Source organism: Mycetocola sp. Y442 (genome assembly GCF_056898615.1).
Window position 1 is genome coordinate 823,305 of sequence record NZ_JBXHBV010000003.1, and the last position, 13,410, is coordinate 836,714.

General features: G+C 66.5%; 13 protein-coding genes. 10 read left to right on the forward strand and 3 right to left on the reverse strand.

The window, feature by feature from the left end; all coding sequences use genetic code 11:
- Positions 1-13 precede the first annotated feature (13 nt).
- The 7 genes from hemQ to AC1X6S_RS15495 all read left to right on the forward strand — a co-directional run bounded on the left by hemQ (position 14) and on the right by AC1X6S_RS15495 (position 6,980).
- Complete coding sequence (gene hemQ, locus AC1X6S_RS15465; RefSeq protein WP_483406636.1) at positions 14-733, forward strand: hydrogen peroxide-dependent heme synthase; 720 nt, start codon at positions 14-16, stop codon at positions 731-733.
- Positions 730-1,911 carry a ferrochelatase gene (locus tag AC1X6S_RS15470; protein ID WP_483406637.1) on the forward strand — a complete coding sequence of 394 codons (1,182 nt, stop codon included), beginning with the start codon at positions 730-732 and terminating at the stop codon, positions 1,909-1,911. The genes hemQ and AC1X6S_RS15470 overlap by 4 nt, the downstream gene beginning before the upstream one ends.
- Positions 1,908-2,891, forward strand: a complete 984-nt coding sequence (gene hemC / locus AC1X6S_RS15475; protein WP_483406638.1) for a hydroxymethylbilane synthase — start codon at positions 1,908-1,910, stop codon at positions 2,889-2,891. Before AC1X6S_RS15470 ends, hemC begins: the two co-directional genes overlap by 4 nt.
- 7 nt (positions 2,892-2,898) lie before the next feature.
- Positions 2,899-3,693 carry a uroporphyrinogen-III synthase gene (locus AC1X6S_RS15480; protein ID WP_483406639.1) on the forward strand — a complete coding sequence of 265 codons (795 nt, stop codon included), beginning with the start codon at positions 2,899-2,901 and terminating at the stop codon, positions 3,691-3,693.
- A 120-nt stretch (positions 3,694-3,813) separates the two neighbouring features.
- The gene (gene hemB / locus AC1X6S_RS15485; protein WP_483406721.1) at positions 3,814-4,740 is read left to right on the forward strand and encodes a porphobilinogen synthase; all 927 of its coding nucleotides are present in this window, start codon (positions 3,814-3,816) and stop codon (positions 4,738-4,740) included.
- Entirely contained in the window at positions 4,737-6,056 is a 1,320-nt protein-coding gene (gene hemL / locus AC1X6S_RS15490; protein ID WP_483406640.1) for a glutamate-1-semialdehyde 2,1-aminomutase, read from the forward strand. The genes hemB and hemL overlap by 4 nt, the downstream gene beginning before the upstream one ends.
- A gap of 192 nt (positions 6,057-6,248) precedes the next feature.
- Positions 6,249-6,980: a hypothetical protein gene (locus AC1X6S_RS15495; RefSeq protein ID WP_483406641.1), complete on the forward strand. Its 732-nt coding sequence runs from the start codon at positions 6,249-6,251 to the stop codon at positions 6,978-6,980.
- A 69-nt stretch (positions 6,981-7,049) separates the two neighbouring features.
- Here the strand turns inward: AC1X6S_RS15495 and AC1X6S_RS15500 are convergent, their stop codons facing one another.
- Positions 7,050-8,060: an MDR family oxidoreductase gene (locus AC1X6S_RS15500; protein ID WP_483406642.1), complete on the reverse strand. Its 1,011-nt coding sequence runs from the start codon at positions 8,058-8,060 to the stop codon at positions 7,050-7,052.
- 79 nt (positions 8,061-8,139) lie between these two features.
- On the opposite strand from AC1X6S_RS15500, the gene AC1X6S_RS15505 reads away from it, so the two are divergent.
- From AC1X6S_RS15505 to AC1X6S_RS15515, 3 genes are all read left to right on the forward strand, one after another.
- Entirely contained in the window at positions 8,140-9,540 is a 1,401-nt protein-coding gene (locus tag AC1X6S_RS15505) for an MFS transporter (RefSeq protein ID WP_483406643.1), read from the forward strand.
- Positions 9,541-9,838: 298 nt separating this feature from the next.
- Positions 9,839-11,089, forward strand: coding sequence for an MFS transporter (locus AC1X6S_RS15510; RefSeq protein WP_483406644.1), 1,251 nt, complete (start codon positions 9,839-9,841; stop codon positions 11,087-11,089).
- A gap of 145 nt (positions 11,090-11,234) precedes the next feature.
- Positions 11,235-11,480 carry a hypothetical protein gene (locus tag AC1X6S_RS15515; RefSeq protein WP_108389876.1) on the forward strand — a complete coding sequence of 82 codons (246 nt, stop codon included), beginning with the start codon at positions 11,235-11,237 and terminating at the stop codon, positions 11,478-11,480.
- 158 nt (positions 11,481-11,638) lie between these two features.
- Here AC1X6S_RS15515 and trhO read toward each other — a convergent pair whose 3' ends face one another.
- Both trhO and AC1X6S_RS15525 read right to left on the reverse strand, forming a co-directional pair.
- On the reverse strand, positions 11,639-12,553 hold the full coding sequence (gene trhO, locus AC1X6S_RS15520) for an oxygen-dependent tRNA uridine(34) hydroxylase TrhO (protein ID WP_483406645.1): 915 nt from the start codon (positions 12,551-12,553) through the stop codon (positions 11,639-11,641).
- A gap of 47 nt (positions 12,554-12,600) precedes the next feature.
- The gene (locus AC1X6S_RS15525) at positions 12,601-13,365 is read right to left on the reverse strand and encodes an IclR family transcriptional regulator (RefSeq protein WP_483406646.1); all 765 of its coding nucleotides are present in this window, start codon (positions 13,363-13,365) and stop codon (positions 12,601-12,603) included.
- Positions 13,366-13,410: the final 45 nt, after the last annotated feature.

The following is a 13,410-nucleotide window of genomic DNA, read 5'->3' on the forward strand; positions in this document are numbered from 1 at the left end:
GATGATGTTAGGTATGACTCACCCGGCCTCTGCCGAGGCATCCCTGCCCCACAACATTTCCGAACCCGAAGAGAACCCGACAGGATTTGCGCTCTGGGCGGTTCTGCGTCGACCCCAGGCGCCGATCGCACTCAGCGACCACGCTGTCTTCGAGTTGGACTCCGCTGTGAAGCGGGTCGAGAGCGACGGCGTGACCGTCCGCGGCTTCTATGACGTCTCCGGCCTCAAGGCCGACGCTGACATCATGATCTGGCTGCACGGTGACACGGCCGATGCGCTCCAGCGGGCGCTGCGAGAACTGCGCCGCACCAGCATCCTCCGCGGCCTTCTTCCGACGTGGAACGCGATGGGCGTCCACCGTGAGGCTGAGTTCAACAAGCGCCACGTGCCCGGCTTCCTCCGTGGCATCGAGGCGAAGAACTGGCTCACGGTCTACCCATTCGTGCGCAGCTTCGAGTGGTACCTGCTGCCGGACGCCGAGCGCAGCAAAATGCTCGCCGACCACGGACGCAAGGGCGCGGCGTTCCGCGGAGCCATCGCAAACACGGTGTCCGCATTTGCCCTCGGCGACTACGAGTGGATTCTTCCGATCGAATCGGACGACCTCACCGAACTCGTCGACCTCATGCGTGACCTTCGTGCCACTGATGCCCGTCGCCACGTCCGCGAGGAAGTTCCGTTCTACACAGGCCGTCGCATCTCGACGGCAGAAATCCCCGAGGTAATCCAGTGACCGATCTCGTTCTCGGCGCAACGCCGGCTGCAGCATCCGGCGAGCCGCACATCACCGAGCCCGTCGCGTATGACGCGATTCTGCTCGCCGGTTTCGGCGGCCCTGAGGGACAGGACGACGTCATCCCGTTCCTGCGTAATGTCACCCGTGGCAGGGGCATTCCCGAGGAGCGACTCGAGGAGGTCGCGCACCACTACCGTCACTTCGGCGGCGTCAGCCCGATCAATGACCAGAACCGACAGCTGAAGGCAGCACTCGAGGCCGAGCTGGCATCCCGTGGCATCGACCTTCCCGTCCTCTGGGGCAACCGCAACTGGGACCCGTACCTGCGCGACGCGCTGGTTGAGGCGAACGACCGCGGCTATACCAAGCTCATCGCTATCGCGACAAGCGCGTACTCCTCGTACTCGAGCTGCAGGCAGTACCGCGAGGACTTCGCCATCGCGCTCGACGAGACCAGCCTGTTCGGGCACATCGCCATCGACAAGGTGCGCCAGTTCTTCGACCACCCCGGATTTGTTACGCCGTTCATCGACGGAGTGCGCGACGGTCTCCTGCAGATCCAGAACGACAACCCTGGCATCGACCTCGCCACAGAGGTTGAGATCCTCTTCTCCACGCACTCAATTCCTTCGACGGATGCCGCCAGGTCCGGTCCTGCCGAACGCGGCTTCGGCGAGGGCGGCGCCTATGCGGCCCAGCACAACGCGGTCGCCGAGGTGGTTATCGAATCGGTTAAGCGGGAACTCGGCCTCGAGGCCGAACTCGCCTGGCAGCTGGTGTACCAGTCCCGGTCCGGCCCGCCGAGCATGCCGTGGCTCGAGCCCGACATCAACGACACCATCGCTGAACTGCCGGCGAAGGGCATCCGCGCGGTGATCATCGTTCCACTCGGTTTCGTCAGCGACCACATGGAGGTCCTCTGGGACCTCGACAACGAGGCCGCGGAATCCGCGCAGGAAGCGGGGCTGTACTCGGTGCGGGTTCCGACCCCTGGCACCCACAAGGCGTACGTCACCGGCCTCGTTGACCTCGTGCTCGAGCGCCGCGACGGCGTGCCGGTTGCCGAGCGGCCGGCGATGACCGACCTTGGCCCCTGGTACGACGTGTGTCGTCCCGGTTGCTGCGAAAATGCGAGGCTCGGTTTCAAGCCGGCGGTTGCGGGCCTCAAGCCGTGACACTTCGCATTGGGACGCGCGGAAGCGCTCTCGCGCTTGCGCAGGCGGGAGACATCGCGCGGGAAATCACCGAGCGCACGGGAGTCGCGACCGAGCTCGTGCCCGTGACGACGCACGGCGACGTGTCACGGGAGTCTCTCTCGAGCCTCGGCGGCACCGGCGTATTTGCGTCTGCGCTGCGCGAGTTCCTGCTCGCGGGTAAGTGCGACCTGGTCGTGCACTCGATGAAGGACCTGCCCACCCAGAAGTACGACGGGCTCAGGATCGGTGCCGTACCGCCCCGCGCCGATGCCAGGGACACCCTGTGTGCCCGTGACGGACTCACCCTCGACACCCTGCCGGAGGGTGCTCGGGTCGGAACCGGTTCGCCGCGACGTGCCGCGCAGCTCGCCGCCCGCCGTCCAGACCTCGCGATCATCGATATCCGGGGCAACGTCGACACACGACTCGGTTTCGTCGCCTCCGGCGAGCTCGACGCCGTGGTTCTCGCCGCGGCCGGCCTCGGCCGACTTGGCAGGACCGAGAAGGTGACCGAGTACTTCGATCTCGAGTCGTGGCCGACGGCCCCTGCGCAGGGCGCGCTTGCGATCGAAGTTCGCGACGAAGAACACGACGACGACCTTCTCCGGGCGCTCGAGGCCATTCACGACACGTCGGCCCAGGCTGCGGCCGTCGCCGAGCGCAGCATCCTGTTCCGGCTCGAAGCCGGTTGTGCGGCACCGATCGGTGCGCACGCGACGGTGAGCGAGAGCGCCATCACCCTGCTCGGTGCCGTCTATGCACCCGACGGTTCTGGCCAGCTTGTTCTGACCGGTTCGGGAAACCTCGACGCCAGTCACCCCGCGGCTGGCGACGCGGACGATTTCTCCGGTCCCGCCCAATCGAGGATCATAGAGACTGCCGAGTTCGTCGGCAGCACTCTTGCCGACGAGTTGCTGGCAGGGGGAGCAGCTCAACTTGCCCCCCTGACGCAAGACTGAGGACGCGATGAAGCCTGCAGTACAGACACCCAAGCCCCTGAAAGGGTGGCGCATTCTCGTCCCGCGCGGAGGCCCGTGGGGTGACAGTGTTGCAGCCGACCTGCGCGCCCGTGGTGCGACGCCGGTTGTCGCACCGATGATCAATTTCGCCCCGACCGAGGATCCTGAGAACCTCACACGGGCGCTCGCGGCTCTCGCGAACGGCGAATTTGACTGGCTCACCGTGACGAGCGCGACGACAGTTGACGTGATGTACTCGCAGGGCGTGAAGATCCCCGAGCGCACCCGCGTCGCCGCTGTCGGTGAGACAACCGCTGCGGCGCTTCAGGCCGTCGGGTATCGCGTCGACCTCGTTCCGGCCAGGGACAACTCCGCGCGCGGAATGGTCACCGAGCTCATGCAGCTCGAACCGAAACCCAAGCGCTTCCTCACCCTTCGATCGGAGATCGCGAAACCGCTGCTCAGCGAGGGGCTCGCCGCCGCCGGGCACGACGTGCAATCCGTCGTCGCGTACCGCACCATCGGTGAACCGGTCGCCGAGAACGTGATCGCCGACGTCAGGTCCGGCCGCATCAACGCGATCCTCGTCACGAGTGGTTCGGTGGCCGAGCAGGTCGTTCAGCAGTTCGGCGAGCTGCCCGATGCAACGCTCGTCGCCGCGATCGGCCCGCGAACGGCGAAGGATGCCACGAGCTACGGCCTGACCGTCGACATCGTCTCCGGGCACCAGACGGTGTCCGCTCTCCTCGACTCGATTGTCGCCACGGTCGAGGCAGCGCAGCCGCAGGACACCGACTACTAGCAGCGCATTTCTCTGGCGGGAGCGCGCCTGCACCCGGCGAGGTCCCAGCCTCGAAAGCGTAGGCTGAACTGTGTGAATGCTCCCGTAATCCGCCCCCGCAGACTTCGTTCATCCCCGGCAATGCGCCGCCTCGTCTCCGAGACGCGGGTGCATCCAGCCGAACTGATTCTTCCGCTGTTCGTCCGTGAGGGCGCGACAGCGCCAACGCCCATCGGCTCGATGCCCGGCGTCATGCACCACACTCTCGACTCGCTGAAGCGGGCCGCAACCGAGGCCGCCGAGGCTGGCGTCGGCGGGGTCATGCTCTTCGGAGTTCCGCTCAGGCGCGACGCGACGGGCTCACAGGCATCCGCTCCCGACGGCATCCTCAATGTCGCGACCGAGGCGCTCGTCGCTGAGGTGGGTGACGCGCTTGTCGTGCAGACCGACCTCTGCCTCGACGAATTCACCGACCACGGCCACTGCGGCGTGCTCGACTCCCGCGGTGCGGTCGACAACGACGCGACCCTCGAGCGGTACGTCGACATGGCACTGTCGCAGGCGAACGCCGGTTCGGCCATGCTCGGTCTGTCCGGAATGATGGACGGCCAGGTTGACGCCGTCCGCGCCGCCCTCGATGAGGAAGGTTTCACCGAGACCGCGATCCTCGCCTACTCGGCGAAGTACGCCTCCGCGTTCTACGGACCGTTCCGTGAGGCCGTGGACTCGCAGCTTACCGGTGACCGCCGCAGCTACCAGCTTGACCCAGGCAACCGTCGCGAGGGTATGCGCGAAGCGACCCTCGACATGTCTGAGGGTGCAGACGTCGTGATGGTGAAGCCGGCGATGAGCTACCTCGATGTGCTCGCGGACGTCGCCGCGATGAGCGATATCCCGGTCTGGGCGTACCAGGTCTCCGGTGAATACGCGATGATCGAGGCCGCCGCCGCAAACGGATGGATCGACCGCCGTCGGGCGATCGAGGAATCGCTCGTCAGCATCCGCCGTGCCGGTGCCGACGCCGTTCTCACCTACTGGGCAACCGAGGCTGCAGGGTGGCTCAAGTGAACAACGACGAACTCTTCGCCCGCGCGAAAGCGTCCATTCCCGGCGGCGTGAACTCGCCGGTTCGCGCCTTCGGGTCGGTCGGTGGAACACCGCGGTTCCTGGTGAAGGCGTCAGGGGCATACGTGACGGATGCCGATGGCACCGAATACGTGGACCTCGTCGGTTCGTGGGGTCCCGCCATCCTCGGTCACGCCCAGCCTGATGTCGTGCGTGCGGTGCAGGATGCCGCGGCGCTCGGACTCTCCTTCGGTGCGTCGACTCCCGCCGAGACCGAGCTTGCCGAGCTCGTGAAGTCGCGGGTCGTCGCTGGCGGAATCGCCCCGATCGAGAAGCTCCGGCTCGTGTCAACGGGCACCGAGGCCACCATGACGGCCATCCGGCTTGCCCGCGGCTACACCGGTCGTGACCTGCTCGTGAAGTTCGCTGGCCACTACCACGGTCACTCCGACGGCCTGCTTGCCCAGGCAGGGTCCGGCCTCGCAACGCTCGCGCTCCCGGGCTCGGCCGGCGTCACCGAGGCGACCGCCGGGCAGACCCTCGTGCTGCCGTACAACGACCTCGACGCGCTCAGGGTCGTGTTCGAGGAGCGCGGCGACCAGATCGCCGCTGTCATCACAGAATCGGCCGCGGCCAACATGGGAGTTCTCGCACCGCTTCCCGGCTTCAATGCCGCGCTCGTCGAGCTCGCGCACCAGTACGGCGCCCTTGTCATTCTCGACGAGGTCCTGACCGGGTTCCGTGTGAGCGCCGCCGGCTACTGGGGTCTCTCGGTGACCGACGGTCCCGCGTACCAGCCCGACCTCTTCACCTTCGGCAAGGTCATCGGCGGTGGCATGCCGCTCGCAGCGCTCGGCGGCCGTGCCGAGATTATGGACTACCTCGCGCCGGCTGGCCCGGTCTACCAGGCCGGCACGCTGTCGGGGAACCCTGTCGCTGTCGCCGCGGGAATCGCGACCCTCGAACGCGCGACACCCGACGTGTATGCGCGCCTTGACGCGGCATCCGTCACCCTCTCGAACGCTGTCTCCGATGCGTTCGCACGGGAGGGTGTTGCCCACGTTGTGCAGCGCGCCGGCAACCTGTTCAGCTTCGTCTTTGCCGCCGACGCACCGCGCAACTACGTCGATGTTCAGGCGCAGGAGACCTGGCGCTACGCGCCGTTCTTCCACGCCATGCTGGACGGCGGGGTGTCGTTGCCGCCGAGCGTTTTCGAGGCGTGGTTCGTCTCAGCCGTGCACGACGACGCGGTGCTTGGGCGCATCATCGAGGCGCTTCCCGCGGCAGCGCGGGCTGCCGCAGCCGCGAAACCGAACTAACCGGTTACCGCGCCGGCGCGGCAGCATCCGTTCGCCGACCGCTGCACATCCATGCTCGCGCTGCAGAAGTATCTGCAGCGCGAGCATGGATCTGGCGCGCTCGCGGCTCCGCGCCCGCAAAACAACGCCGCTGTTACCTCTTTGTGAGGTTTCACCACCCGAATTCGCCACCCCTACCGGCAGACTGGACACATGGCTCGTCTTCACCTTCACCCTGACCGACTTGAGATCGCACTGTCGACGGCTGAGAAGACGCTCGCGCTACGCAAAGACAACATCGTCATCCCGCGCTCGGCCATTCGCTCGGCGACGCTGACCGACGATCCATGGATCTGGGTCCGCGGCATCCGTGCTCCAGGGGCCGCCATTCCGCTCACTCTTGCCGTCGGGCAGTGGAAGTTCCACGGCGGTAAGGACTTTCTCGTACTCAAGGGCACGAAGCCCTCTGTCGTGATCGACATTGCCGACGAGGAATTCTCACGCGTCATCATCACGACGAAGCACGGGCTCGAGCTCGTGGCCAAGCTCCAGGTCGACGTGAAGCCGGCCAAGAAGCAGCCGAGGGCTCGCAAGACGACGCCGCAGGTGACGCCGAAGCCGAAGCGGGCTGCGAAGCTGGCGACGGATGCTCCGGCGCCGGGGAGTGAGGGCGTCTCACCGGCAGAGACGGCAGCGTCCGCTGTCGACGCGTCGGGTGCCGAGGCATCCGTCACTCCCGCAAAGGCCGCTGCAGCCAGGAAGCCGGCCGCGTCGGCCCGCAAGGCCCCGGCCGCACCCCGGAAAACGACCAGCCGCAGCAAGACCGCGGCGGCAGTGACCCCCGCGAAAGCAGCGGCTGAGGCGACTGAGGCAGCTGAGCTGTCGGAAGCGACCGAACAGCCAGAGTCGTTCGAACCGCCCACCGAAGCGGCCGCAACCAACTGACGCGTGCGGCCCCGCCGAAGGCAGTCGACCCACTCTGGCTGAGCTCGCGGATAAAGCCGTTCGAACCGACTAAGCCCGCACGTTGACGACGGTACGCCCGGACAGCTGGCCGTCGAGGATCGAGGAGGCGGCAGCCTGCGCCTGGGTGAGCGGGATCTCGGTGGTCAGCCCGTCGAGAAGTTCCGTGTCGAGGTCGGTGGCGAGTCGTGACCACGCTTCCTCCCGCAGCGCGAGCGGCGCGTCGACCGAGTTGATGCCGGCGAGCGTTACCCCGCGCAGGATGAACGGCATCACCGTCCCGGGCAGGTCAGTGCCCTGCGCCATGCCGCTCGCCGCCGCGATACCGCCGTAGTTGAGTTGCGCGATCGCGTTGACGAGGGTGGTGCTTCCGACGGGATCGACGACAGCCGCGTACTTCTGCGACTGCAGCGGTTTGCCCGGCTCGCTCAGCTCTGCACGGTCGATCACCGTTGCTGCACCAAGGCGGCGGAGGAAGTCGCCCTTACTGTCGACCCGCCCCGTGGAGGCGACGACGTCGAAGCCGAGCCGTGACAGCAGGGTGACGGCGATCGACCCGACTCCTCCGGCCGCCCCGGTGACGAGCACCGGCCCTTCCGATGGGGTCACCCCGTGCCGTTCGACCGCGAGGACCGAGAGCATCGCCGTGAACCCCGCTGTGCCGATCGCTGCGGCCCGTCGGGCCCCGAGAGAACCGGGAACGCGAACCAGTGACGCGCTGTCGACCCTCGCCCGTTCTGCGAGACCGCCGTGGTGAGTCTCGCCGAGTCCGGCACCGTTGAGCAGCACCTCATCGCCCACCGAGAACCGGTCGGTCTCACTCGCGGTCACCGTTCCCACAGCGTCGATCCCGGCAACGAGCGGCCAGGTCCGAACCACTCCCGGCCTGCCACGCAGCGCGAGGCCGTCCTTGTAGTTGATGCTCGACCACAACACGTCGAGGGTGACGTCGCCCGGCATCAGGTCATCGTCGGTGAGATCTGAAACGGATGCTGTCTGCGAAGCGGAGCCGGAGGCATCCGTGTGCTTCTCGACCAGCCAGGCGCGGAACGTCGTTGTCATGCGACCAAGCCTAGAGTGTGCCCGGTTCAGGTGGTTTTGCGATGACCGGTCGAAGATGCCCGTCGTGCAGAATGGGACGATGACCCGATCGGCGACGCTCAACAGGCCCCTCGCCCTTCTCGTCGCCGCGACGTACTTTATGGAAAACCTCGACGGCACAATCATTCAGACCGCCGCTCCGGCCATGGCCATCGATCTCGGTGTTCGCGCCGTCGACATCAACATCGCCATGACGGCGTACCTGCTGACCCTCGCCGTCGGCATTCCGGTGAGCGGCTGGCTGGCCGATCGATTCGGGACGCGACGCATCTTCCTGCTCGCGATCGTCATTTTTACTCTCGCGTCGGTGCTGTGTGCACTGAGCACGACGCTGCCCATGCTCGTGGCCATGCGGGTGCTGCAGGCCGTCGGCGGCGCGATGATGGTGCCGGTCGGACGCCTCGCCGTGCTGCGCAGTATTGAGAAGCGAGACCTGCTGGATGCCATGGCGTACCTCACCTGGCCGGCGCTGCTTGCGCCGGTGCTCGCGCCCGTCATCGGTGGGGTTCTGTCCGACACGGTCGGGTGGCACTGGATCTTCCTGATCAATGTTCCGATCGGCATTGTCGCGTTTGTGGCGGCGCTGAAGCTCGTGCCCCTCATTGAACCGACCGCACGGAATCCGCTGGACTGGGCCGGGTTTGCCCTCGTCGGAGTGGCGCTTGCCGCGCTCGTTCTCGGTATGGAGCAGCTCGGGGCGAGCCAGACCGAGTGGCTCTGGGCGGCGGGGCTGCTCGTTCTCGCTGTCGTCGCCGGAATCACTGCCCTCGTGCGGCTTCGGCGGGCGGCGCACCCGCTGCTCGACCTGTCGGCGCTTCGGATCTCGACCTTCCGGGTCGGTAACGTCGGCGGAAACCTCTACCGGCTGCTCATCGGCGCCGCGCCGTTCCTCTTCGTGCTGCTCTTTCAGTCGGGGTTTGGCTGGAGCGCCTCCCAGGCCGGTCTCCTGGTGATGGCCGTCTTCGTGGGCAACGTCGTGATCAAGCCGGCGACGAGTCCGCTCATTCGCCGGTTCGGGTTCCGAACGGTGATCATCGGGAGCAACCTGTGCGGCGCCGTCGTCTTCGGACTGTGCGCGTTTGTCCAGCCGTCGACCCCGGTCGTTCTCATTGCCGCACTGCTCTTTGCGAGCGGGGTGTTCCGGTCGATCGGGTTCAGCGGTTACAACTCGGTGCAGTTCGCCGACGTGCCCGCTGCGCTCACCTCGGGGGCGAACACGCTCGCGTCAACGCTGCAGCAGGTGGCCGTCGGGCTCGGGATCGCGGTCGCAGCACTCGTTGTGCGCGCGACGACCGCCGGCGCTGCACTCGTCGATGCTGGTGCTGTCGGGCTGGGGTATCGGTGGGCGTTTGCCGTGCTGGCCGTGCTGCTGCTCGTTCCCGCCGTCGAGGCGTGGCGGATGTCTGCCTCCGCCGGCGCCGAGGTCGCCGCGCGGCGGTAATGCCCGCCGGTGGTCGGATGCGCGGACGCCCGGCCGCTCGAGTGACAGTTGTTGTGGGTGTCCGGGTGCCGCACCCACGTCAGGTGTCACTTGAGCCGCGGAGTGCCCGTGAAGGAGGCGACCGACGCCCGGATGCCCGGATGCTCGGGTGACAGTTCGTGCGGGTGTTCGGGTGCCGCACCCACGTCAGGTGTCACTTGAGCCGCGGAGTGCCCGCTGCGGGACCAGCCGGCGGATGCACCAGCGACAGCAGAACGGCGGTTGTGAGGTTTACCGCTCGCGAGCACAATAGGGGCCCATGTCGGATGCGCGGTTGTTCCGGAGCCGGGACTTCCGGTTGCTTCTGATCGGCCAGACGACGAGTCAGCTGGGCTCCCAGGTCAGCGGCGTCGCCATCCCTCTGCTCGCGGTTCTCACGCTCGACGCTTCGCCGATCGAGCTGGGCTTCGTCACCGCGTCGTCGACGCTTGCCTTCGCGCTCATCGGTCTGCCAGCGGGAGCGTGGCTGGATCGCTGGGTCAAACTCCCCGTGCTCGTGGCGAGCGACATCGCGCGGGCGCTCCTGCTCGCGACCATTCCCCTCGCCGCACTGGCCGGCATCCTGACCATCACCCACCTCGTGGTCGTCTCCGTGCTCACGGGATTTGCCCGGGTGTTTTTCGACGTCGGTTACCAGAGCTACCTTCCGGTCGTGCTCGGCAAAGACCGCATTCTCGCCGGGAACTCGTCGATGGAGGCCATCCGGGCGTCCGGGCAGGTGATCGGTCCCGGCCTGGGGGGTGGGCTTGTCGGACTGATCGGCGCGGCGAACGTCGTGCTCACCCAGGCGGTCACATTCGCGATCTCTGCCGTCTGCCTTCTCGCCATCCGCACCCGGGAGACGCCGATTCCGGTTCGAGGTGACCGCCCCAGGCTCGGCGCGCAAATCCGCGAGGGGCTCGTCTTCGTCGCACGCAACCGCATACTCAGGGCGACGGCGCTCGCGAGTGCCGCGGGGAACTTCTCGTTCGCCATCGCATCGGCGGTGACATTTATCTTCGCGTCCCGGACACTCCAGCTCTCGCCGCTTGCCATCGGGGTGATCGTGTCGGTGGGCTCGGTCCTGGCAATGATCGGCGCAGCGTTCACGCCGCGGCTCTCCCGCCGGGCGGGGAGCGTCCGTATCATCTGGCTCTCGCTCGTGGTCACCGGTCCGTTCGCGCTTCTGACGCCGCTTTCTCAGCCGGGGTGGCTGGTGTTGTTCGCCGTGGTCGGGATGTCGGTGGGAGAACTGGGACAGATCATCTACGCGGTGACGAACGTCAGCCTGAGGCAGCGGCTCTGTCCGGACGCGATGCTGAGTCGGGTCAATGCGACGATGCGAGTGCTCATCATGGGATTGTTCCCTCTCGGCGCTGTGGTCGGGGGAGTGCTCGGGGAGCTCATTGGACTGCGCGGCACGCTCTTTGTCGCCGGCGGACTGATGGTGCTGTCGCCGATTCCCTTGATGACTGCGTTTGGCCGCATCAGGGACATCGAACAACTGGAGAGCTGGCACCGCTCAGGCTAGGCGTGGCCCGTGGCCCGTGGCCCGTGGCCGCCCGGAGTCGGTGCTGCGCTGACCCCTGTCGTACTCGGGCCGTGCTCGCAAGGCCCTTGCTGCGTTATACGGCTCCGGCATACGGTCGATGTAACGCAACACGAAGGAGATACGCATGACTGACGCAGAATCGCCGAAGAACGCCCTTCCCGACGGCCTGGCCGCGACCCCCGAGGTCGTTGACGCTCAGTTCGTCGAACAGGGATACAGCGAGGACATTGTCTCCTCGCCCGAGATCCGTGCGCAGGACTACGAGGGTGACAACCCGGTCCTCAAGGAGCACTACAACAACTCGGATGCCGATCCTGAGGCTGCCGACGAGATCCTCGATGAGCAGATCGACGGACGCACCGACGGCTAGGAAACCCGCTGAGCCGCCCCGATTATTCGGTCAGGTTGCTCACGCCATTCGCCGCCGTGGCATGCCTTTTACAGGGCTGGCCACGGCGGCGTTGTGCGTTACCCGGCGGCTGAACGCGTCGGCCTGATGCGGCCTCCCGAGCACAAATCCCGGCGAACCTACGCGCTGACGCCGCTCGCGGCGGCGTGCTCCTCGCAGAGCGGGGCAGCGGCAGCGTGCTCATCGCACAGCACCATCTGTACGCGGCAGGAGGCATCCGCACAGTTCTGCATTCGCTTGCTCGGCGTGCCGCACACGGCACACTCGCCGACGACGACGGCCGAGTCCGTAAAGTCGATCGACAGCCGGTTGTCGAACACGTAGAGCGAGCCCTCCCAGAGCCCTTCATCGCCGAACGTTTCGCCATAGCGAACGATGCCACCGTCGAGCTGGTAGACCTCACCGAAGCCACGGCTCTTCATCAGGCCGGAGAGAACTTCACAACGGATGCCGCCGGTGCAGTAGGTCACGACCGGTTTGTCCTTGAGGTGGTCGTATTTGCCGCTCTCCAGCTCGGCGACGAATTCGCGGGTGTTTGATACATCAGGAACGACAGCGTTCTTGAAGTGACCGATCTCCGCTTCGAAGGCGTTGCGCCCGTCGAAGAAGACGACGTCATCGCCCCGCTCGGCGACGAGTTCATGGAGCTCGGCCGGCTGCAGCTTCGTCCCGCCGCCAACCACGCCGTTCTCATCCACTTCGAGTTCACCGGGAGCGCCGAACGACACAATCTCCTCGCGCACCTTCACGACGAGGCGCGGGAAGTCGACGCTCGCGCCGGTGTCGTCGAGCCCGGTTCCCTCCGACCACTTGATGTCGAGGTTCTTGAACGCCGGGTACTCGCGCGTCTTCCGCAGGTACTTCTTGACCGCGTTGAGTTCGCCGCCGACCGTTCCGTTGAGGCCGTCCTTCGAGATGAGGATGCGGCCACGCAGGTTCAGCGATTCGCAGAGGTCCCGCTGCCAGAGGCGGATCGCGTCAGGGTCGGCCAGGGGAGTGAAGACGTAGTAGAGGAGGATCTTCGAAATGGCCACTCGCCGATTTTACCCGTGGTTCGCTGGGCGTCGGCCCGTGGGTCAGGTCAGGCCGCAAAGCCCAGCCGGGAAGAGAACTGCGCGGCGCCGGCACGGACGAGGTTGACCCAGTGACTTTCGGGATGCTGCTCCCACCGCGTTGTCGGAACCGAGACGCTGATCGCAGCGACAACGGCTCCTGTGCCATCGCGCACGGGAGCGGCGGCACAGCGAATGTTGGGCGTCGACTCCTGATTCTCGAAGGCCACACCCGTCTGGCGCACCTGTGCCAGTTGATCCTCGAGCTCGGACAACGTGCCGATACTGTGCTCCGTCATCCTGGGGAGGTTCTCCGGGTCTTCGAACCGGCTGGCGAGGGATGCCGGCGACGCGTAGGCGAGGAGCGCTTTGCCCAGCCCGGTCACGTTCGCGGGCAGCCTCTGTCCGATGCTCGACGGCAGCCGGAGGTTGTCGCGGCTCTCGATCTTGGCCAGGTAGAACACGTCGCCGCCCTCGAGGAGTGCAACGCTGACGGTCTCACCGCTTTCGGCAGCCACCTGCCTGGCCACATCGTTGGCGGCGCTCAGCATGTCGAACCGCGCTGAATAGGCGTTGCCGAGCTGAAGCAGTCGAACGCCCAGCCGGAATGTCCCGGTTGCCTCGTCTTTCTGCAGGTATTCGCGCGCCACGAGGGTCGCGAGAAGCTCGTGCACCGACGTGCGGGGAAGGCCCGTCCGCTTCACGACATCCGGCGCGGTGAGCGGCGCGTCATCCTCGAGGAACAGCTCGAGGATATCGAGGGTTCGCAGAACGGCCGGGGTGAGTCGGGGCATGCCTTATGAATACCCGTGAAACCTGAGGGGCGCAAATTGCGAAAC

Coding starts and splice junctions, on each gene's coding strand:
- hemQ (WP_483406636.1), top strand. CDS start 14: ATGACTCACCCGGCCTCTGCCGAGGCATCCCTGCCCCACAACATTTCC.
- AC1X6S_RS15480 (WP_483406639.1), top strand. CDS start 2,899: ATGAAGCCTGCAGTACAGACACCCAAGCCCCTGAAAGGGTGGCGCATT.
- hemB (WP_483406721.1), top strand. CDS start 3,814: ATGCGCCGCCTCGTCTCCGAGACGCGGGTGCATCCAGCCGAACTGATT.
- AC1X6S_RS15495 (WP_483406641.1), top strand. CDS start 6,249: ATGGCTCGTCTTCACCTTCACCCTGACCGACTTGAGATCGCACTGTCG.
- AC1X6S_RS15500 (WP_483406642.1), bottom strand. CDS start 8,060: ATGACAACGACGTTCCGCGCCTGGCTGGTCGAGAAGCACACGGATGCC.
- AC1X6S_RS15505 (WP_483406643.1), top strand. CDS start 8,140: ATGACCCGATCGGCGACGCTCAACAGGCCCCTCGCCCTTCTCGTCGCC.
- AC1X6S_RS15510 (WP_483406644.1), top strand. CDS start 9,839: ATGTCGGATGCGCGGTTGTTCCGGAGCCGGGACTTCCGGTTGCTTCTG.
- AC1X6S_RS15515 (WP_108389876.1), top strand. CDS start 11,235: ATGACTGACGCAGAATCGCCGAAGAACGCCCTTCCCGACGGCCTGGCC.
- AC1X6S_RS15525 (WP_483406646.1), bottom strand. CDS start 13,365: ATGCCCCGACTCACCCCGGCCGTTCTGCGAACCCTCGATATCCTCGAG.